Raw genomic sequence first — 21119 nt, 5'->3', positions numbered from 1 at the left:
CCCCCTCAAAAAGGACTAACTACGCTCTGGGTATGTCAGAGCAGGACCCGAGCCACCCGGAGCATGCGCACCATTCGGATCAACCGCTGAAGCCGCCGAAGGCACCGAATCCTCTGAAACCGCTCGAACCGCAGGATTCGCTGGACTCGCTCGACGCCGCCACGGAGGCGACCCGCAGCCTGCAAGGGCTGTCGACCGAACTCACCGCCCGCGTTCCGCGGCTGCTGGAAGCCATGAGGTCGGTGGGCACGGGGCTCGAACTCCACTCCACGCTCGACCGGATCTGCGAGACGGCCGCCGAGCTGGCGCACGCCCACTATGCCGCCATCGGTGTCGTGGACGAGGAGGGCAAAGGGCTGTCCGACTTCGTGACGTACGGAGTCTCCGAGACCGTGGCGCGGGGCATCGGGCGCCGGCCGGACGGGCAGCGGGGACTGCTCGGCGCCCTCATCCACGAACCGCGCCCCCTGCGGCTGGCCGACCTGACGTCCGACCCGAGGTTCGCCGGCTTCCCGCCGGGCCACCCGCCGATGCGCACGTTCCTCGGCGTCCCGATCCGGGTCCAGGGCGAGATCTTCGGCAACCTGTATCTGGCGGAGAAGGCCGACGGCGGCGAGTTCAACGACTACGACCTGCACATGGTCCGTGTGCTGGCCACCGAGGCAGGCATCGCCATCGGTAACGCGCGGTTGTACGAGGCGGCCAGGCAGCGCGAGCGCTGGATCGACGGGTCGGTGGCCGTGACCACCGCTCTGTTGTCCGGCGGAGACGCCGACGACGCGCTCTCCGTCGTCGCCGAACAGGCCCGCCGTCTCGCCGGATCCGCGGCAGGCATCGTGCTGCTGCCGGCCGAGGACGGGGGACTGGAGATCGCCGCCGTCTCCGCGGACGACCCGTCCGCCTCGCTCGGGGTGATCATTCCCGCGCACAGTCCGGTGGTGGCGAGGCTGTTGAACGGGGAGGCGGTCTTCGTCGCCGACTCGGCCACCGACTCCCGCATGATTACCAGGCTGGCGGACCGTTACGGTCCGAGCATGATGCTCCCGCTGCACAGCGGGGGCCGGGTGCTCGGCGCGCTCGCCACGCCACGTGCCAGGGGCGGGCGGCCGTTCACGGAGACGGAGCGGACCCTCGCCACGCAGTTCGCCTCACAGGCGGCCCTGGCGCTGATGATGGCCGAGGCGCAGCGGGACCGCGAGCGGCTCGCGGTCTACGAGGACCGCGACCGCATCGCCCGTGACCTGCATGACCTGGTCATCCAGCGGCTGTTCGCCACCGGGATGATGCTGGAGAGCGCGCAGCGGCGGTCGAACGTGCCGGAGGTGCAGACCGGGGTCGGCAGGGCGGTCGACGAACTCGACGTGACCATTCAGGAGATCCGTACGGCGATCTTCGCGCTGCAGCAGGAGCCGGCCGAGGCGCCGTCCGGGCTGCGTACCCGAGTGCTGCGCGAGATCAACATGGCCGCGGTCCCGCTGGGCTTCAAACCGTCCCACCGCTTCCTCGGTCCGGTCGACTCCCTCGTCGGTGAGCTGACCGGGAAGAACCTGATCGCCGCGCTCCGGGAGGCGTTGTCCAACGCCTTCCGGCACTCCGAGGCCGCGCGCATCGATGTCGTCGTCGACGCGACCGTGACGCTGCCCGACGGACGGGACGCGGTCCGGCTCTCGGTCGCCGACGACGGGGTGGGCATCCCGGCGGGCGGCCGGCGCAGCGGGCTGCGGAACCTGGCCCGCCGGGCGGAATCACTCGGCGGGGCCAGTTGGTTCGGACCCGGGATCGGGGAGGACGGCGCGGGCACGACAGTGGTGTGGCAGGCGCCTCTCTGATCCGCCGGTGGGTCACGCGGGGAGGGCGCGGTTCGCCCCCGCTTCTCTGATCCGCCGGCGGGTCACGCGGGGAGGGCGCGGCTCGCCCCGCTTCTCTGAGCCGCCGGCGGTCACGCGGTGCGGGCGCCGTCCGACCGGTCAGCGCTCCACGGGGAGGCGGGTGCGTTCGGCGATCATCCGCTCGATGACGACCGCGACGCCGTCCTCGTTGTTGGTGACCGTCCGGCCGGAGGCAGCGGCCAGAGCGGCCGGGTGCGCGTTGCCCATCGCGTACGAAGTCCCCGCCCAGCTCAGCATCTCCACGTCGTTCGGCATGTCGCCGAAGGCGACGACCTCTGCGGCGGAGATGCCGCGCTCGGCACAGCACAGCTCCAGCGTGCTGGCCTTGGAGACACCGGGACCGCTGACCTCCAGGAGCGCCGTGGGGCTGGACCGGGTGAACGATGCCCGGTCGCCGGCGACGCTGCGTGCCAGGGCGAGGAACGCGTCCGGGGCCATTTCGCCGTGGTGGGCCAGGACCTTCAGCACGGGGGCGCCGGCACCCGGCGTCTCCTCGTGGAGCAGCTTCTCGGCCACGGCCACCGTTGCGCCCGGGTCGAGGTGGAAGGGCGGGTAGGCCGGTTCGTAGTGGATACCGGTGGCCAGCTCGACGGCGAACGAGGTACCGGGTGCGGCCGCTCGCAGCATGTGCACGACATCGAGGGCGATCGGCCGCTCCAGGCCCCGCACCTTGAGCAGCCTGCCGCCGTCGTGCAGGTCGGCGACCGCGGCCCCGTTGGCACAGATCGCCAGACCGTGGCCGTGCACGTGGTCGCTGACGACGTCCATCCACCGGGCGGGCCGCCCGGTGACGAAGAAGACCTCGATCCCGGCCTCCTCGGCGGCGGCGAGCGCCGCTACCGTGCGGTCCGAGACGGTCTTGTCGTCACGCAGGAGGGTGCCGTCCAGGTCGGTGGCGATCAGCCGGGGAGCGGCAGGAACGGGCTGTTCGGTAGCTGAGGTCACCGGTTCATTCTCGCGCACGAGGGTGCACGGGCGTGCGCAGGGGCGCACATCTGAGTACGCACGCCGCTGAGCAGGGGAACATTCCTCTGGCATATGTCTGGGGATTCTCCGAGGCTTCTCCGAGGGTTCTCTGCTGATCCCAGGCGTCGCCGTTGATCCCGACGTGCCTGGCGCCGGCCGCACGTGCCGGTGCTGGGCCCACGTGCTTGGCGCCGGCCGCACGTGCCGGCGCCCCTGGTGCCGTCCTGCGAGGAAACCTGCGGAAAGGGGTGGGGCCGGGCGGGCCACCGTAAACTCTGGGCATGACCACCCCTCTGCGCCTCAGCACCGTCATCCTGCCCGTCCGCCGCTGGCACGAGGGTGGTCGGACGCAGTGGCAGCGCGCCGAGGAACTGGGTCTGCACGCCGCGTACACCTACGACCACCTCGCCTGGCGGGCTTTCCGTGACCGGCCGTGGTTCGGCGCCCTCCCGACTCTGACGGCGGCAGCCTGCGCCACCTCGCGGCTGCGGCTGGGGACGCTCGTGACCTCGCCGAACTTCCGGCATCCCGTGACCCTCGCCAAGGAGCTCATCTCGCTCGACGACATCTCGGGCGGCCGTGTCACGCTGGGCATCGGGGCCGGTGGCAACGGGTTCGACGCGACGACGCTCCTGCAAGGCGACGCATCGCCGTGGACCCCCCGCGAGCGGGCGGACCGGTTCGCTGAGTTCGTGGCGCTGCTGGACGGACTGCTTCGCGAGCCGGCCGGGCTGACGCGGGAGGGCGAGTTCTACTCGGCCACCGAGGCCCGGAACATTCCGGGCTGCGCGCAGCTGCCTCGGTTGCCGTTCGCCGTCGCGGCGACGGGACCGCGCGGGCTCGCGCTGGCCGCGCGGTACGGACAGGCGTGGGTGACCACGGGTGACCCGAAGGTGTACGAGGCGGGCAGTGCGGCGGAGTCGATCGACGCTGTCCGGGGCCAGGTAGCCAGGCTGGGCAGGGCCTGTGCCGAGAGCGGCCGGGACGCGGACGAGCTCGACAAGATCCTGCTCACCGGCTTCACACCGGAGTTCAACCCGGATCTCGTCGGGGGCCGGGTCGGACCGTTCGCTTCCGTGGACGCGTTCGTGGACTTCGCGGGCAGGTATGCGGAGCTCGGCTTCACCGAGATCGTGATCCACGCACCGGTGCCCGACGGCAGCCCCGAGTTCCCCGCCGCGGTGGCGGACGAGAAGCTTTTCGAGCGGATCGTGACGCAGGGCCTGGACCAGCTCGCGGGCTAGCGAGCGGTGCCGCGGCGGCGCCCGAACGGGCGCGGCGGGCGTTCCGTCAGCTGGGCAGGCGCAGGAATTCCGGGGGTACGGCGGCGCTGAGCCAGACCCCGTTGGCGCTGAGGTAGAAGACGTGTCCGGCCCGGTGCATGGCACCCGCGTCCACGGACAGGACGACAGGACGGCCGCGCCGAGCTCCGACGCGGGTCGCCGTCGCACGGTCGGGCGAGAGGTGGACGTGTGTGCGATTCATCGGGCGCAGTCCCTCGCCGCGGATCGCGTCCAGGGACCGGGCGACGGTGCCGTGGTAGAGGTACGCGGGCGGCTCGGCCGGGGGCAGGTCCAGGTCCACCTCGATGGTGTGGCCCTGGCTCGCCCGGATGCGGTCGCCCTCGATGGCGAAGCGCTGCTTGTCGTTGGACTCGACGACATGGTCGAGTTCGGCGCGGGTGAGCGGGAAGTGGTGGCGGCCAACGGCCCGTAGCAGCTCGTCGATCGCCACCCAGCCGTTGGCGTCCAGCGTGAGGCCGATCCGTTCGGGCTGATGCCGAAGGTGTTTCGAGAGGTATTTGGACACCTTGACGGTGCGTCTGTCGTCCATCCGGCCAGCCTGCCCGCCGGGGCCCTCCAGCGCATCCGGATTTGGCTCCCGAGTCGCTCACCAATTTTCGACAACAGGTTTGATCCACAGCCAACTTGAGTTATCCACAGGCGATTTGGCGATTCTGTGGACAACTAGCCTGTGAACTAACCTTTTTGATCAACTACAGGGCAATTGTGCGAAGGTGGCGCGAGAGCGTCCAAAGTCCTTGTTTGTACCTCTCGTTCGATGGCTGCCACCATGAAGGCCGTGGCCTTATCGCGCCCAACCAGACGCTCTACAGCGGTGATTGTCCCGACCGGGAGCGCGACCGACATCGGCGGCGGAGTGACAAGCTGGGAGGCAGGGAGGCCGTCGGCGGAGAGGTGGTGCTCCAGATGCCGCGTCGCGAACATCCGCATGGCTCGGGCAAGTTCGGCGTCGACTGTCTGCTGCGCCAGCGGGCGGAGGCGTCGCACCATCGACGTCGCCTCGGCCGCATCCGCGTCGGTCGGAGGCCGATGGCCCAGATATCGGGCGAAGACGTGTTCCGTCGTGAACTCCAGGAAGCGGGAAGCTATCTGCTCGACCTGACCGCGAAGCTCCCGCAAATGCCCGGAGATTGCGTTCAGTGGTACTCCGGCCGCGTACAACTCCACGGCCACCGCGAGCTCTTGCGGGCTCGGGACCAGAAACTCGTCGTCACGTCCCGGAATGCGTTCGAGCACCCCCAGCTCCACGGCTTCGGCGATCGCCTCGTCGTCGGGGTGCACGCCGAACCTCGCTTCCAGGTCCGCGCGGGTGATGCGGTCGGCCCGCTCGTCCGTCCACGGGCCGTGCACCRCGYCGACGAGCCCCAGCACGCCGCCCAGTCCGCGCCCCGTGTCCCAGGCCTCCAGCAACTCCTTGATGCTGGCCAGGGTGTAGCCCCGGTCCAGCAGGTCCGCGATCTGCCGGAGCCTGGCGAGATGGGTGTCCCCGTACACATTGGCCCGGCCGCGCCGCTCCGGGGTCGGCAGCAGCCCCCGGTCCTGATAGGCGCGGATGGTGCGGACCGTGGCGCCACTGGCGTGGGCGAGGTCCTCGATCCGGTACTCGGCGACTGTCCGGCCGGCCGCCGGCGGCCCGGCGGCGCTCACAGCGGAGGCTTCAGCCGGGCTACCGCGCGCAGTGCTCCCGGGCTGAGCCGGGACAGGAACCGGGCGGCATGGGACTCGGGTGTCACCGGTACGACGGCCTGGTTGCGGACGACCGCTCTGAGGATCGCGTCGGCGACCTTCTCCGGCGGGTAGTTGCGCATCCCGTACAGCTTGCTCGTCCGCTTCCGCAGCCGCTGTTCCTCGCCCGCGTCCGCTCCGGCGAAGCGCGTGGTGGCGGTGATGTTCGTGTTCACGATCCCGGGGCAGATGGCACTGACCCCGATCGACTTCTCCGCGAGTTCGGCACGCAGGCACTCGCTGAGCATCAGCACGGCCGCCTTCGACGTGCTGTACGCGGGCAGCGCACGGGACGGCTGGTACGCCGCTGCCGAAGCCGTATTGACGATATGGCCGCCCTGCCCGCGGTCGGCCATCTGCTTGCCGAAGAGCCGGCAGCCATGGATCACGCCCCAGAGGTTCACGTCGAGGACGCGTCGCCATTCCTCGGGGCTCGTCTCCAGGAACGAACCGGAGATCCCGATACCGGCGTTGTTGACCAGCACGTCGACGGTGCCGTACTCGGTGGCGACCTTCTCGGCCAGTTTCTCCATGGCCTGTTCGTCGCTGACATCGACCGTTTCGGCCCAGGCAGCCGGGGCGCCGATCAGCCGGGCCAGTTCGGCGGTCCGGCTTGCCCCCTCACCGTCCCGGTCCACGACCACCACGCGTGCGCCGGCCTCGGCGAACGCGAAGGCTGTGGCCCGCCCGATCCCGCCGGCCGCACCCGTCACCAGGACCAGCTGTCCGCCGAAGCGGTCCGCGTACGCACCCCGCGGCGCGGTGTCCCGCACAGGAACTCCGTCCCGCAGAGCCGTTTCGTTGACCGCCACGAACTCGCCGATCCAGGAGGCCAGCTGGTCCGGCCTCGTCCGCGGCACCCAGTGCTTGGCCGGCAGCGAGCGCCGTGTCAACCGCGGTACCCACGCGTCGAGTCCGTCATAGAGCTGTTCCGAGAGGAATATGTCGCCGGTCGGGGTGATCAGCTGGACCGGGACGTGCGCGAACGCGTCGGCGCGCGGCCGACGCAGCCGGGAACGGACGTTGTCCCGGTAGAGCCAGGCCCCGTGGGCCGCGTCGTCGGGCAGGGAAGGCGTCGGATAGTCGCCCGGAGGCACCTTCTCCAGCCGCTCCAGGAGGCGCGGCCACCGTTTGCCGAGCGGTCCGCGCCAGGCGAGCTCAGGCAGCACGGGAGTGTGGAGCATGTACACGTACCAGGACTTGGCGCCCTGCCCCAGCAACTGGCCGACCCGGCGCGGGGTGGGGCGGGCCATCCGCTGCTTGATCCAGTGCCCGAAATGGTCCAGCGACGGGCCGGACATCGAAGTGAAGGAGGCGATCCGGCCCTCGGTGCGGCTGACCGTGGCGAACTCCCAGGCCTGCACCGAACCCCAGTCGTGCCCGACCACGTGCACCGGCCGGTCCGGGCTCACCGCGTCGGCGACGGCCAGGAAGTCGTCGGTCAGCTTCTCGAGCGTGAACCCGCCGCGCAGCGGCACCGGAGCCGTCGACCTGCCGTGCCCACGTACGTCGTACAGCACGACATGCCACTGCTCGGCCAGCTGGCGGGCGACCTGCGTCCAGACCTCCTTGCTGTCCGGATAGCCGTGCACCAGCACGATCGCGGGCCGGGCCGCGTCACCCAGCTCGACGACACACAGTTCGATGCCGCCCGTGGCCACCCGGCGCTCGCGCGCCCCCGGCAGATCTCGCAGACTCACGCCGCCACCCTCTCCTCGGCCCAGCGCCGCACATGCGGCAGGTCATCGTCCAGCCAGAAGGCACTCTGCTCGGGATCCCGCGAGTCGGTGACGACCAGGATCTCCTCGAACTTCGCACCCGTCCCCCGGAATCCGAGGTGCGGCTCGACCGCCCAGAGGCCCGGTCGCGGGGGATGGTCGGAAAAGCGGTACGGGCTCCAGAGCGGCGACCAGCCGTCCCGGTGCCCGTGCACCGCATCGCTCAGCAGACCTTTGAGCGACTGCGTACCGAACCCGAACACATGGGGCGACCAACGCCGTTCGGCGACACGGTCGACCTTGTGGGCGATGACCCCGAACGGGTAGGCGCGGTGCCGGTTGGCGTATCCCTGCCTGATCATGAGGCGTTCGACGTCCTCGTAGATCCCGCGCAGCGGACGCCGCTCCCGCACCTCGCTCAGGATCAGTCCGCGGTGCGCCTCCAGATCGGCCAGCAGCCGGTCGTGGAGCGGGTGGAGGCCGAGGCAGCCGGAGTACCCGATATCAGCCGTGAACCCCTTGTACACCGGGGCCATGTCGAGGATGAACGGCATCCCCGGCTCCAGCCGCCGGTCGGTCGGAAAGAACTGCAGCGGCACCTTGAACCCGGTGAACGCCGTACGGTCCCCGAACCAGGCGAACGGGAGGTGGAACCAGTCGCGCACCCCGCGCTCCCGCAGCCACTCGCGCTGCATCCGGGCCGCCTCGCGCTCCGTCACCCCCGGTTTCAGGCGGGCGGCGACCGCTTCCGCGCAGTCGTACGCGAGACGTTGCACTTCCCTGAACCCCTGGAGCTCCGGGGCCCGTTCGTCCTTGACGCGCGAGACCATGCCACCGTCCGTTCCCTGCCGTGTGCGGTACGTGCCCGTAACGTGACACTGATGAATGTGACAATGTCCGGCGGCTGCGTCAAGGGGTGTGCCTGGCCTGTGGAAAACTCCCCAGCCGGTCGCTCGGACACGACGTACCCCACGCGTCTGGACACGACGCAGCCGACTGCTTCGGACGCGACGTAGCCGACGCGTCTGAACACCAGGCAGCCGACCGACCGGGCACGACGCCGTCGGCGGTCCCGGGCCCTGAGCCGGGTGATCCTCCTGCGGGTGGTCCCCCTACGGGTCCGTACATCTGGGGTCTGACGGGATTCCAGCCTCAGGTCTGACGACGGGTGTGGCCTGCGCCACTAACGTCGGTGACGTGACTGTCATTGCGACCGAAGGCCTGAGCAAGCGGTTCCCACGGGTGACCGCGCTTGACCGGCTCTCGTTGGACATCGGCCCCGGTGTGACCGGGCTGGTGGGCGCCAACGGAGCCGGCAAGTCCACGTTGATCAAGATCCTGCTGGGTCTGTCCCCCGCGACCGAGGGCCGGGCCGCGGTGCTCGGGCTCGACGTGTCGACCAGCGGCGCCGCGATCCGGGAACGGGTCGGCTACATGCCCGAACACGACTGCCTGCCGCCCGACATCTCGGCCACCGAGTTCGTCGTCCACATGGCGCGGATGTCCGGACTCCCGCCGACCGCGGCCCGTGAACGTACCGCGGACACGCTGCGGCACGTCGGTCTGTACGAGGAGCGCTACCGGCCCATCGGCGGCTACTCGACCGGTATGAAGCAGCGGGTGAAACTGGCCCAGGCGCTGGTCCACGATCCGCAGCTGGTCCTCCTCGACGAGCCGACCAACGGTCTGGACCCGGTGGGCCGCGACGAGATGCTCGGTCTGATCCGGCGGATCCACACCGACTTCGGCATCTCGGTCCTCGTCACCTCGCACCTCCTGGGGGAGCTGGAGCGCACCTGTGACCACGTCGTCGTCATCGACGGCGGAGCGCTGCTGCGCTCCAGCTCCACCAGCGACTTCACCCAGACCACCACGACACTCGCGGTCGAGGTCACCGACAGCGATACGCACCCCGACGGGACCGACGCGCTGCGCAAGGTTCTCACCGGTGCGGGGGTCAAGCTGGTGGGGCTCAACGGGCTCGATGCCGAAGGGCTGCCCGGAGCGGGCCACATCCTGCTGGTCGAGGCGGCCGGCGAGGAGACGTACGACCTCGTCCGCGACAGCGTCGCCGGTCTCGGCCTGGGCCTCGTCCGGATGGAACAGCGCCGCCACCACATCTCCGAGGTCTTCCGTACCGAAGAGGCACCGGCAGCACACCCCGAGGCGCGGACCGCGCCCGTGACCGCCGGGGCCGCACAGCAGAAGGGGAGCGGTCGCGATGAGCACTGAGACCGGCGCCGCGACCGGGAGCGAGACCTCCCGGATCCACAACATCGGCTACCGCGCCTACGACGGCCCGCGGCTCGGCCGCGCCTACGCCCGCCGCTCGCTCTACTCGCAGTCCCTGCGCGGGTCCTTCGGGCTCGGCCGGTCGACCAAGTCCAAGGTGCTGCCCATGCTGCTGCTCGGCGTGATGTGCCTGGTGGCGGCGGTCATCGTGGCACTCGCCATCGCCACTCCCAACACGACGCAGCTGCCGATCAAGTACACCTCGTTCGCGATCTATCTGCAGGCCGTCATCGGCCTGTTCATCGCCGCACAGGCACCGCAGTCGGTCTCCAGGGACCTCCGGTTCAAGAGCATCCCGCTCTACTTCTCCCGGCCGATCGAGCGAGGCGACTACGTCCTCGCGAAGTTCGCCGCCATGGTCTCCGCGCTCTTCGTCCTCACCGCGGCGCCGCTCGTCATTCTGTACGTGGGCGCTCTGCTGGGGAAGTTCGACTTCGCCGACCAGACCAAGTGGTTCGCTCAGGGGATGGTGTCGGTGGCGTTGCTGTCCGTGCTCTTCGCAGGACTCGGCCTGGTGATGGCAGCGCTCACGCCGCGGCGCGGCTTCGGTGTCGCAGCGGTGATCGCCGTGCTGACGATCACGTATGGCGCGGTCAGCACCATTCAGGGCATCGCCTGGAACACGGGGTCCACCGGCGCCGTGCCCTGGCTGGGGCTCTTCTCCCCGATCACGCTCGTCGACGGTGTGCAGACCGCGTTCCTCGGAGCGGACTCCGCCTTCCCCGGAGGGGAAGGCCCGGGGGCCGGGGCCGGTGTGGTCTATCTGATCGTTGTTCTCGCGCTCGTCGCCGGCTCGTACGCCGTACTGATGCGCCGCTACCGGAGGGTCGGGCTGTGACCACCATCGAGATCGACCACACCTCCCGCTGGTTCGGCAATGTGGTCGCCGTCAACGACGTGAGCATGACCGTGGGACCGGGTGTCACCGGTCTGCTGGGGCCCAATGGCGCCGGCAAGTCCACGCTCATCAACATGATGGCCGGATTCCTCGCCCCGTCGACGGGCACGGTGACGCTCGACGGCACGCCGATCTGGCGGAACGAGGCCGTCTACCGGCAGATCGGCATCGTGCCGGAGCGGGAGGGGATGTACGACTTCCTGACCGGCCGCGAATTCGTCGTGGCCAACGCCGAGCTGCAGGGGCTCGGCGACGCCGAGGCGGCTGCCGCGCTGGCCACGGTCCAGATGGAGTACGCGCAGGACCGCAAGATCTCCACGTACAGCAAGGGCATGCGCCAGCGCGTGAAGATGGCGTCCGCGCTGGTCCACCATCCGTCCGTGCTGCTGCTCGACGAGCCGTTCAACGGAATGGACCCGCGCCAGCGGATGCAGCTGATGGAACTGCTGCGACGGATGGGGGCCGAGGGCCGCACGGTTCTCTTCTCCTCCCACATCCTCGAAGAGGTCGAGCAGCTCGCTTCGCACATCGAGGTGATCGTGGCGGGGCGGCACGCCGCGTCCGGTGACTTCCGCAGGATCCGCCGGCTGATGACGGACCGGCCGCACCGCTATCTCGTACGGTCCAGCGACGACCGCGCCCTCGCGGCCGCGCTCATCGCCGACCCGTCGACGGCCGGCATCGAGGTCGACCTCGGGGAGAACGCGCTGCGCATCCAGGCCGTCGACTTCGCACGCTTCACCACGCTGCTGCCGAAGGTGGCGCGTGATCAGGGCATTCGGCTGCTGACCGTTTCGCCGTCCGACGAGTCCCTCGAATCGGTCTTTTCCTATCTCGTAGCGGCCTGAGTAGTGGCCTGAAAGGAGCTGTGACGTCATGTACGACCCCACAGTCGCCCGGCTCACCTACCGGGCCCTGCTCGGCCGACGCCGGGCCGCCATCCTCTTCGTCCTGCCGGCGCTCCTGATCGTCATCGCCGTGGCGGTACGCATGTTCGCCGGGGCGGACGACCAGGTGGCCTCGGACGTGCTGGGCGGATTCGCCATCGCCACCATGGTGCCGCTGATCGGTGTGATCGCCGGCACGGGAGCCATCGGGCCGGAGATCGACGACGGCTCGATCGTCTATCTGCTGGCCAAGCCGGTGAAACGGCCGAGGATCATCTTCACCAAGCTGATCGTGGCGATCGCGGTGACGATGGTGTTCTCGGCGGTGCCGACGCTGATCGCCGGTCTGATCCTCAACGGGAACGGTCAGCAGATCGCGGTGGCGTACACGATCGCCGCGCTGGTCGCCTCGATCGCCTACAGCGCGCTGTTCCTGCTGCTGGGCACGGTCAGCCGTCACGCGGTGGTCCTCGGACTCGTCTACGCACTCGTGTGGGAGGCCCTCTTCGGCAGCCTCGTACCCGGTGCGCGCACGCTCAGCGTGCAGCAGTGGTCCCTGGCTCTGGCGGAGAAGGTGGGCGGGGGCGGCGCGATCACCTCCGACGTCGGCCTGCCGGTCGCGACGGTGCTGCTGGTCGCGGTCACCGTGATGGCGACCTGGTACGCCGGGCAGAAGCTCCGGACGCTGAAGCTCGCCGGCGAGGAGTGAGCGAAGGCGGCTTTAGATGACGGCAACCCCCGTTTCCTGGACGGGGGTTGCCGCATATCGGACGGTCATACGCGTAACTGTACGGTTATCGGCTCGTTGTTCACTCCGCGTGGAGGCAACTGGAATCTGTGGCGTCGAGCTTTCGTGAGATCCGGATAGTCGATACGGCGGGAAGCACTCGTCGGTCGGTCCTTGAATGAGTGGCAACCGTGAGCGTCCTCCGCCCCTGAAGCCCGGGGTGAGGGCTGTCCGCCGTCGCATTCACGATCGGAAGGCACGCTCATGCCCACGGAAGTCGCCCTCCTCGAATCACGCGCGCTGCGCGTCGAACAGATGGGGCGCGTCGATGCCCTGGACAAGGTGAAGAGCCTTGTCATGCTCCCGGACGGAGTTCACGTTCGCACTGAGGACGTGGCCCGTTACTTCGAAGTATCCACAGAGGTCATCAAGAAGGTGACCCAGCGCCATCGGGCCGAGATGGAGGAGAACGGCCTGAGGCTGCTGCGAGGCGCTGACCTGCGCGTCTTTAATAGGGACATGATGTCCCTATTGGGTGGTGGACAGGGCGAAAGTTATCCACAGGCGCCTGCCCAGCTCACGCTCTACACCCGCAGGACCGTCCTCAACGTCGCCATGCTTCTTCGCGACAGCGACATCGCCCGATGCGTCCGTACGTATCTCCTCGACGCCGAGCAGGACCTGCGCGCGGGATACGCCTCGCTCGAACACCGCGTCACCCGGGTCGAAAGCTGCCTGGCCGGAGTCGGCAGCGCCCTGCAGGAACTCGGGCCGGTTCTCAACCGGATGTCGCACCGCCTCGACAGCCTCGACCGCAGGATGGAGGTCACGCATCAAGTGGTCGGTGCCATGAGCGTGCGGCTGGGCGGCGTGTCCGAGGACATCGTGCGGCTGGACGAGCACATGGACGAGCTCGCGCGGAATCTGAAGGACCTGAGCCGCCGCAACAAGAACCGCTGACGAAGTTCCTGACGAAGCCCCGTTGCCCGCGCCGCCGTAATTGAGTGGCACCGGGCGACGGGGCCACGGCACAGTAGGTGATACGGCACCCGCCGGGAACGGCACCACAGACCGGGAGAGGAGCGCGGCGATGACCGAGAGTCCGAGTCCGTCGAGCTCCCAGCAGGGCGTGCCCGAACCGGCACCGGAGTAGTCAGCGACTGCTCCGCCGCGCCGCTCCGAGCAGCACGCCCGGGCGGCCGTTGCTGCGCACCGCGCGCGGCCGCCTCCCGGAGGATTGGCCGAGTGGTAAGGCAGCGGCTTGCTAAGCCGTCGTCGGGGCACTGACCCCGCGCGCGTTCGATCCGCGCATCCTCCGCCTCGCAGAAGGCCCAGCCTGACGTCCAGCCTTGAAGTCTGGGCCCGAGGTCCGGCCCTGAGACCCGGCCGTGAGACCCGGCACCGACGCCTAGAGCAACTGCTCCAGCACCACGGCGATCCCGTCGTTCTCGTTCGACGCGGTGATCTCCTGGGCCACGGCCTTCAGATCCTCGTGCGCGTTGGCCATGGCCACGCCGTGCCGTGCCCAGGCGAACATCGGGATGTCGTTCGGCATGTCGCCGAAGGCGATCGTGTCCGCCGCCTTCACACCCAGCCGACGTGCGGCCAGCGAAAGGCCGGTGGCCTTGCTGAGCCCCAGCGGCAGGATCTCCACTACGCCCGGACCCGCCATGACCACGTCCACCAGATTGCCGACCGCGGCCCGCGCGGCCTTCGCCAGCGCGTCGTCGTCCAGCTCCGGATGCTGTATGTAGACCTTGTTCAGCGGGGCGGACCACATCTCGGCCGGGTCCTCGACCAGGACGGCCGGCAGCGGGCCTTCCTGCACGCGGTACCCCGGGCCGACCAGCACCTCACCGTCGAGCCCGTCGCGGCTCGCGGCCAGCGCCAGCGGGCCGACCTCGGCCTCGACCTTGGAGAGCGCGAGGCCTGCGAGCTGCCGGTCCAGGGTCAGCGACGTCAGGAGCTTGTGCTCACCAGCGTGGTAGACCTGCGCGCCCTGGCCGCAGACCGCGAGGCCCTCGTAGCCCAGGTCGTCCAGGATGTGCCGGGTCCACGGGACGGCGCGGCCGGTGACGATGATGTGCGCCGCACCGGCCGCGGTGACCGCGGCCAGTGCCTCGCGCGTGCGCCCGGAGACCGTGTCGTCGTCACGCAGCAGCGTGCCGTCGAGGTCGGTCGCGACGAGCTTGTAGGGAAAGGTCACTTGGCGACCGGCTCCAGCAGCTCGCGCCCGCCCAGGTACGGACGGAGCACCTCGGGCACCCGTACCGAACCGTCGGGAAGCTGGTGGTTCTCCAGGATCGCCACGATCGTCCGCGGTACGGCGCAGAGCGTGCCGTTCAGCGTGGCCAGCGGCTTCAGGACCTTCTTGCCGTCGCGGTTGTCCCGCATCCGGACGGACAGCCGGCGTGCCTGGAAGCCGTCGCAGTTGGACGCGGAGGTCAGCTCGCGGTACTTGCCCTGGGTCGGGATCCACGCCTCGCAGTCGAACTTCCTGGAGGCGGAGGAGCCCAGGTCACCGGTGGCGACGTCGATCACCTGGAAGGGCAGCCCGAGCGCGGTGAGCCACTGCTTCTCCCAGTCCAGGAGGCGCTGGTGCTCGGCCTCGGCGTCCGCCGGGTCGACGTACGAGAACATCTCGACCTTGTCGAACTGGTGGACCCGGAAGATGCCGCGGGTGTCCTTGCCGTACGTACCCGCCTCGCGGCGGAAGCACGGCGAGAAGCCCGCGTACCGCAGGGGCAGCTTGTCCGCGTCGATGATCTCGTCCATGTGGTACGCGGCAAGCGGTACTTCGGAGGTGCCGACCAGGTAGAAGTCGTCCTTCTCCAGGTGGTACACGTTCTCCGCGGCCTGGCCGAGGAAGCCGGTGCCCTCCATGGCGCGCGGACGGACCAACGCCGGGGTGAGCATCGGGATGAAGCCCGCCTCGGTGGCCTGGGCGATCGCCGCGTTGACGAGAGCGAGCTCCAGGAGCGCGCCGACGCCCGTCAGGTAGTAGAAACGCGAACCGGACACCTTGGCGCCGCGCTCCATGTCGATCGCGCCGAGCGCCTCGCCGAGCTCCAGGTGGTCCTTGGGCTCGAAGCCCTCGGCGCCGAAGTCGCGGATGGTGCCGTGCGTCTCCAGGACGACGAAGTCCTCCTCGCCGCCGACCGGCACGTCCGTGTGGACGATGTTGCCCAGCCGCAGCAGCAGGCTCTTGGTCTCCTCGTCGGCCTCGTCCTGCGCCGCGTCTGCCGCCTTGACGTCGGCCTTAAGCTGCTCGGCCTTCTTCAGGAGTTCGGCGCGCTCCTCCGGGGAGGCCTTGGGAATGAGCTTGCCGAGCGATTTCTGCTCGGAACGGAGCTCGTCGAACCGGACCCCGGACGACCTGCGCCGTTCGTCGGCGGAGAGCAGGGCGTCGACGAGGCCGACGTCCTCTCCACGGGCGCGCTGGGAGGCGCGAACACGGTCGGGGTCCTCACGAAGCAGGCGAAGGTCAATCACCCCTCCAGGCTACCGGTGTCGGCTTCGGTAGTCCGAACCGATATTGCCAAGCGTGTCACTTTGCCCGAATTGCCGGTATTGGTAATGCTGGGGGCGGAATCTGCGCGGCACGAGGTGGCGGGATCAAGGAAAGGTGCCCTATTCCCCTAAATGGGGCAGAAGGGTTATGCGCCTTGACGCATCGGCCTTGTGTGGTTGGCGAGTTGGGCGCCGCTTGTCCACAGGAATGCATGGCCGGTCAAAGTTATCCACAGGCTGTGAGGAAGGTCTGTGGACATGGAGGAGATCATTCCGAAAGCCGCATGCCGGCTTGTGGATTCGCGGTTCAAACCCACTTCAGACGCTCGTTCGGGTGGGAATTGCTCGCCCTAAAGAGTTGATCACTGGAATTGAGCTGACAACACACGACCCGTCGACCTGTGGACCGATCTGGGAGACGTGGGCAGATTTGTCGACCATGTCGCGTTGCGGTGTCGACTTGTCCCCAGGTCGAGAGGAGCACCTGTGGATAACTTTTCCGTCGATGACTATCGGCTGATCGCACCGGCCATACGGACAGGCGCTATGGCCGACGGGCGGCCGGGACGCGGCGACGGGCGGAGTGCCGACAGGCGGACGGAGTGGACGACGGAACGAACCGGGTGGACGACGGGCAGGCGGGGGGTCAGGCCCGCCCGTCCTGGTTCCGGGCGAGCCAGTCGGAGGCCTCGGTGAAGTCCGCGTCCGATGTGCCCGCCCGCAGGGGGCGTACGTCAGCCGTGGTCACGCCGGCCCGCGGATATGAGCCGAGGAACCGGACCTTCGGACAGATCCGCTTCAGTCCCATCAGTGCCTCGCCGACCCGGCGGTCGGAGATATGGCCTTCGGCGTCCAGCGCGAAGCAGTAGTTCCCGATCCCCGCACCCGTCGGCCGGGACTGGATCAGCATCAGGTTCACCCCGCGCACCGCGAATTCCTGGAGCAGTTCGAGCAGTGCGCCGGGGTGGTCGTCCCCGAGCCAGATGACCACGGAGGTCTTGTCCGCGCCCGTCGGCGCCGACGGGCGGGCCGGGCGGCCCACCAGCACGAAGCGGGTCTGGGCGTTCTCCGCGTCGTGGATCTCGGTCACCAGCGGTTCGAGCCCGTAGGTCGCCGCCGCGAACTCCCCGGCGAAGGCGGCGTCGTAGCGCCCCTCCTGCACGAGTCGGGCACCGTCCGCGTTGGACGCCGCCGACTCCCATACGGCCTGGGGGAGGTGGTCCGCCATCCAGTTGCGTACCTGCGGCTGCGCGGCCGGGTGCGCGGTGACCGTCTTGACGTCGGACAATTTGGTGCCGGGACGGACGAGCAGGGCGAAGGTGATGGAGAGCAGCACTTCGCGGTAGATCATCAGCGGTTCGCCGCTGGTCAGCTGGTCGAGCGTGGTGGTGATGCCGCCCTCGACGGAGTTCTCGATCGGTACGAGCGCCGCGGCGGCCGTACCGTTGCGCACCGCGTCCAGTGCCGCCGGTACGGAGACCATCGGGACGAGTTCGCGGGTGGCGGCCTCCGGGAGCGTACGGAGGGCGACCTCGGTGAAGGTGCCTTCGGGGCCGAGATAGGCGTAGCGCGTGGCGGACATACCGTCACCCTAGTGCGCCGGGTCGGCATGGCGTCCCCGTACGTGCCGCTCCGTCCGGCGGCGGATGCGGTCCCCGTAGGTGCCGCTCCGTCCGGCGGCGGATGCGGTCCCTGGACGTGCCGCTCCGGCCGACAGCGGATGCGGTCGCCGCGCGTGCCGCTCCGTCCGGCTGCTGACGCCGTCCACGCGCGTGCCACTCACCGCAGCGGACTACGACTCCAGGAGCCGCTGCCCCACGTACTCTCCCCGCGCCGCACCGCCCGGCACCGCGAACAGCCCGCTCGCCTCGTGTCGGAGGAAGGGCGACAGCGCGTCGCCCCGGTCGAGTTTGCGCTGCACGGGGACGAAGCCGCGCAGGGGGTCGGCCTGCCAGCAGATGAACAGCAGCCCGGCGTCCGGGCTGCCGTCCGACGTGATGCCGTCGTGGTACGAGAACGGGCGCCGCAGCATGGCGGCGCCGCTGTTGCGCTCGGGAGAGGAGATACGGGCGTGAGCGTTGTCGGGGATCAGCAGCTTGCCGTCCGGGCCCGCCTTGTCGAGGTCCATCTCGGTGGTCTCGGTGCCGCCGCTGAGCGGAGCGCCGTCCGCCTTGCGCCGCCCGATGACCCGTTCCTGACGTTCCACCGGGAGCTTCTCCCAGTCGTCCAGCAGCATCCTGATCCGTCGGACGACCGCGTAAGAGCCCCCCGCCAGCCACTCGTACGCGGAGTCGTCGGCGCCCGCCGGAACGAAGACACGCTGGTCGAAGTCGCTGTCGGCCGGCTTCGGATTGCCGGTGCCGTCGATCTGGCCCATGAGGTTGCGGGCGGTCATCGGTTTCGCGGTGGCGCCGGGGGTGCGGTTGAAGCCGTCCATCTGCCAGCGGACGGTGGCCGTCGCAGCGGCTTCCTTCTGTACGGCCCGCAACGCGTGGAAGGCGACGAGTGCGTCGTCGGCCCCGATCTGTACCCACAGGTCGCCGTTGGACCGGCCGGCGTCGAGATGGTCGGCGGAGAACGGCGGCAATGGGTCGAGTCCGGGCGGACGGCGGCCCTTCAGACCCGTCCGTTCGAAGAAGGTGGCGCCGAAACCGAAGGTGACGGTCAGCGAGGACGGTCCGGCGTCCAGCGCGATGCCGGTGTCGTGCCCGGCGCCGTCCGCCGAGCCGCCGGTGACGGCTTCACCGGCCATCAGCCGCTCGGCCGTGGCCGACCAGCGGCGCATCAGGGCTGCCGCCTCCTTGCGGCCGGCCCCGGGGGCCAGGTCGAAGGCGATGAGGTGGCCACGGGCCTGAAGCGGAGTGGTGATCCCCGGTTGATGTTTCCCGTGAAACATCACCTCGGTGGAGCCCACCGAGGTCAGTGCCGTCGGGGCCTCGTCCCGGGTCGCGGCGTAGCCGGTGGCGCCGCCGGCCGCCCCGAGGACCAGACCGGTGGCACCGGCCGCTCCCGCGGTGCCGATCAGTCGCCGCCGGGAGATCGCGACGGTCGCCCGGGCGGCGGACTCGGAATCGTTTCCGGTACGCCTGCTCCGGCCGCCGGCGCCGCCCGTGCTGCCCGCGCCGCTCGACGTGTCTGTGCTGTCTGTCCGGTGTCCGCTCACGGTCCTGCTCAGCCGATCTTGACGTTCTTGTCGACCGTGATCTGGTCGATGTCCGAGGTTCGTACGGTGACCGCGACGTTCCAGTTGCCCGCGATCGGGATCTGGATCCCGGTGGCGGTCCAGTGCCCCTCGGTCAGCCGGACGGGGACGGCAGGCAGGGGCCCGATGTCCTTGGACTTCAGGGTGAAGGCGAGCTTCACCTCGGGGACGTCCATGGCCTTCCCGTCGATACCGTCGATCCAGAGGTGCACCACGTTGGCTCCGGTGCGCCCGGGGTCCAGGTCCATGCGGACCGTGCCCTTGCCGTTCTCGCCGCCGGTGTCGAAGGGCAGGGTGAGGTTGACGGGGCCGCTCGTCACCGGCGCGGCGGCCGGTGCGGACGTGCGTGCCGCCTCTTCCTCGGTGCGGCCGGGCTCGGTCGAGGTCAGGATGGTGGTCACCGCAAGCAGCGCCACCGCGACCCCGACTTCGGCCAGCACCGAGCGGCGCAGACCGGACCGGTCGGGGTCGGCGTCACGTATCCGCTTCTTCTCCGCGGTGGCCACGGCTGTCTGCTGCCGCGCGAGCTGGGCGGCGCGCGCAGGATCCTCGGGTGCCGCGGCCTGCGGGGTCTTCGTGCCGGCGGCCTCGAGGGTTGCGGCAGCGGTGTCCGCGTGCGTGCCGGCGGTCTCGGGGGGTGCGGCAGCGGTGTCCGCGTGCGTGCCGGCCGTCTCGGGGGTTGGGGCAGCGTTGTCCGCGTGCGTGCCCCCACCCGCCGCCAGCCGGGCGGTCCACCGGCGCGAGATCCCGGCGATCCCCACGAGGACGGCGACGAGGCCCACCTTCACCAGCAGCAGTTGCCCGTATCCGGTGCCGGTCAGCGCGGACCAGGAGCCGACCTGGCGCCAGGACTGGTAGATCCCGGTCGCGGTGAGGACGAGCACGCTGACGAACGCGATACGTGAGAACCGGCGTACCGCGACGGCGGTGACGTCGGGGGTGCGGTACAGCGCGATCAGCAGGGCGGTGAGCCCGCCCAGCCAGGCCGCGACGGCCAGGAGGTGGAGCACGTCGACGGGCATCGCGATACCGGGCTGGATTCCGGTCGACGCGTGTTCGGCCAGCGCCCAGGTCCCGGCGATTCCGGCCGCGATGACCGCACCGCCGATCGCGAGGCCGAAGGTGAGGTCCTTCTTCTCGCGTTCGTCCTCGCGCTTCGCGTACGCACCGAACAGCACCGCGATGAACAGCGCACTGGCGCCGAGCAGCAGCAGCCGCGAGACGAGTGCGGCGCCGGGCTTGGTGTCCAGCACCGCCTTGAGGCCGTCGAGGTCGAATGCGTCGCCGAGTTTCCCGGAACCGGTGTACGGGCTGCGCAGCAGAAGCATCGCGAGCGTGGCCGCGGTGAGGGTCATCCAGCCGCGGACCACGAGGCGCTGCAGCGGACGGGCGCCCGCTCCGCGCTGCCAGCACGCCAGCACGAACGCGGAGCCGCCCGTGAGCACGATGAACCCGGCGTACGCGGCATAACGGGCGATGCCGTACAGCGTGCCGACCAGGCCGCCGCCGGCCTCGCTGTCCGGGAGGGCGACGGTGGTGTCGGAGGGCGCGCCGATGGAGAAGGTGAAGGCGCCGGAGACGGGGTGGCTGTCGGCGGAGACGGCCTGCCAGGCGACGGTGTACGTACCGTCGGGCAGCCCGGCGTGCAGGGAGACGCCGTACTTCACGGTGGAGCCGCTGTGCAGATCACGCGGCGCCTCCTCGGTGTCGGCGCGTTTCCCGGCGGGGTCGAGGACGCGGATGGAGCCCTCCCCCATGGCGACCTGCTCGGAGAAGGTGAGCGTGACTGCCTTGGGCGCGGTACCGACCACCGCCCCGRCCTMCGGGTCGCTCCCGGTGAGCGCGGCGTGCGCCGACGCGGGGCCCGCCACGGCCAGCAGCAGCCCGAACACCACGCCGGCCAGGGCGGCGAGGAGGCCGGCGACGGCGAGCGGCCGGCGCGGGGCGGATGCGGTCGGGGAGCGCCCGAAGGGCGGGGCGGTGGCTGTCATGGTGTGTCAG

Annotated in this window: 17 protein-coding genes and 1 tRNA gene; 8 read left to right on the top strand and 10 right to left on the bottom strand. The window is 69.9% G+C overall.

Annotation, left to right across the window (positions count from 1 at the left end):
- Positions 1-32 precede the first annotated feature (32 nt).
- The gene (locus EAO72_RS25930; protein ID WP_261991640.1) at positions 33-1829 is read left to right on the top strand and encodes a sensor histidine kinase; all 1797 of its coding nucleotides are present in this window, start codon (positions 33-35) and stop codon (positions 1827-1829) included.
- Between the two features lie 138 nt (positions 1830-1967).
- On the opposite strand, the gene EAO72_RS25925 is transcribed toward EAO72_RS25930, so the two are convergent.
- Positions 1968-2834 carry an HAD hydrolase family protein gene (locus EAO72_RS25925; RefSeq protein ID WP_261991639.1) on the bottom strand — a complete coding sequence of 289 codons (867 nt, stop codon included), beginning with the start codon at positions 2832-2834 and terminating at the stop codon, positions 1968-1970.
- 302 nt (positions 2835-3136) lie between these two features.
- Between EAO72_RS25925 and EAO72_RS25920 the strand changes: the two genes are divergently transcribed.
- Positions 3137-4099 carry an LLM class flavin-dependent oxidoreductase gene (locus EAO72_RS25920; protein WP_148019608.1) on the top strand — a complete coding sequence of 321 codons (963 nt, stop codon included), beginning with the start codon at positions 3137-3139 and terminating at the stop codon, positions 4097-4099.
- Positions 4100-4145: 46 nt separating this feature from the next.
- Here the strand turns inward: EAO72_RS25920 and EAO72_RS25915 are convergent, their stop codons facing one another.
- From EAO72_RS25915 to EAO72_RS25900, 4 genes are all read right to left on the bottom strand, one after another.
- Complete coding sequence (locus EAO72_RS25915) at positions 4146-4688, bottom strand: RNA 2'-phosphotransferase (RefSeq protein ID WP_148019607.1); 543 nt, start codon at positions 4686-4688, stop codon at positions 4146-4148.
- Between the two features lie 146 nt (positions 4689-4834).
- Entirely contained in the window at positions 4835-5806 is a 972-nt protein-coding gene (locus EAO72_RS25910; protein ID WP_148019606.1) for a MerR family transcriptional regulator, read from the bottom strand.
- Positions 5803-7584 carry an SDR family oxidoreductase gene (locus EAO72_RS25905; RefSeq protein ID WP_148019605.1) on the bottom strand — a complete coding sequence of 594 codons (1782 nt, stop codon included), beginning with the start codon at positions 7582-7584 and terminating at the stop codon, positions 5803-5805. The genes EAO72_RS25910 and EAO72_RS25905 overlap by 4 nt, the downstream gene beginning before the upstream one ends.
- On the bottom strand, positions 7581-8432 hold the full coding sequence (locus tag EAO72_RS25900; protein WP_148019604.1) for a M24 family metallopeptidase: 852 nt from the start codon (positions 8430-8432) through the stop codon (positions 7581-7583). Before EAO72_RS25900 ends, EAO72_RS25905 begins: the two co-directional genes overlap by 4 nt.
- Before the next feature lie 367 nt (positions 8433-8799).
- Here EAO72_RS25900 and EAO72_RS25895 point away from each other — a divergent pair, with 367 nt between their 5' ends.
- The 6 genes from EAO72_RS25895 to EAO72_RS25870 all read left to right on the top strand — a co-directional run bounded on the left by EAO72_RS25895 (position 8800) and on the right by EAO72_RS25870 (position 13724).
- Entirely contained in the window at positions 8800-9834 is a 1035-nt protein-coding gene (locus EAO72_RS25895; protein ID WP_187285213.1) for an ABC transporter ATP-binding protein, read from the top strand.
- Positions 9824-10732 (top strand): ABC transporter permease, encoded by a 909-nt coding sequence (locus EAO72_RS25890; RefSeq protein WP_148019603.1) that lies wholly within the window; start codon positions 9824-9826, stop codon positions 10730-10732. The genes EAO72_RS25895 and EAO72_RS25890 overlap by 11 nt, the downstream gene beginning before the upstream one ends.
- On the top strand, positions 10729-11640 hold the full coding sequence (locus tag EAO72_RS25885) for an ABC transporter ATP-binding protein (RefSeq protein WP_148019602.1): 912 nt from the start codon (positions 10729-10731) through the stop codon (positions 11638-11640). Before EAO72_RS25890 ends, EAO72_RS25885 begins: the two co-directional genes overlap by 4 nt.
- Positions 11641-11668: 28 nt before the next feature.
- Positions 11669-12388: an ABC transporter permease gene (locus EAO72_RS25880; RefSeq protein ID WP_148019601.1), complete on the top strand. Its 720-nt coding sequence runs from the start codon at positions 11669-11671 to the stop codon at positions 12386-12388.
- A gap of 282 nt (positions 12389-12670) precedes the next feature.
- Positions 12671-13366, top strand: coding sequence for a hypothetical protein (locus EAO72_RS25875; RefSeq protein ID WP_148019600.1), 696 nt, complete (start codon positions 12671-12673; stop codon positions 13364-13366).
- Between the two features lie 271 nt (positions 13367-13637).
- Positions 13638-13724: transfer RNA gene (locus tag EAO72_RS25870), tRNA-Ser, on the top strand.
- A gap of 90 nt (positions 13725-13814) precedes the next feature.
- On the opposite strand, the gene EAO72_RS25865 is transcribed toward EAO72_RS25870, so the two are convergent.
- The 5 genes from EAO72_RS25865 to EAO72_RS25845 all read right to left on the bottom strand — a co-directional run bounded on the left by EAO72_RS25865 (position 13815) and on the right by EAO72_RS25845 (position 21109).
- Entirely contained in the window at positions 13815-14612 is a 798-nt protein-coding gene (locus EAO72_RS25865; RefSeq protein WP_148019599.1) for an HAD family hydrolase, read from the bottom strand.
- Entirely contained in the window at positions 14609-15898 is a 1290-nt protein-coding gene (serS, locus tag EAO72_RS25860) for a serine--tRNA ligase (protein WP_148019598.1), read from the bottom strand. Before serS ends, EAO72_RS25865 begins: the two co-directional genes overlap by 4 nt.
- Before the next feature lie 664 nt (positions 15899-16562).
- Positions 16563-17498 (bottom strand): prephenate dehydratase, encoded by a 936-nt coding sequence (gene pheA, locus EAO72_RS25855; protein WP_148019597.1) that lies wholly within the window; start codon positions 17496-17498, stop codon positions 16563-16565.
- Between the two features lie 210 nt (positions 17499-17708).
- Complete coding sequence (gene efeB, locus EAO72_RS25850; RefSeq protein ID WP_410090502.1) at positions 17709-19079, bottom strand: iron uptake transporter deferrochelatase/peroxidase subunit; 1371 nt, start codon at positions 19077-19079, stop codon at positions 17709-17711.
- Between the two features lie 8 nt (positions 19080-19087).
- Positions 19088-21109 (bottom strand): copper resistance CopC/CopD family protein, encoded by a 2022-nt coding sequence (locus tag EAO72_RS25845; RefSeq protein ID WP_148019596.1) that lies wholly within the window; start codon positions 21107-21109, stop codon positions 19088-19090.
- Positions 21110-21119: the final 10 nt, after the last annotated feature.

The organism is Streptomyces sp. OR43 (genome assembly GCF_008042275.1).
GTDB lineage: Bacteria > Actinomycetota > Actinomycetes > Streptomycetales > Streptomycetaceae > Streptomyces.
The sequence above is the reverse complement of the archived record's forward strand: the minus strand, read 5'-3'. Positions and strand labels throughout refer to the sequence as shown.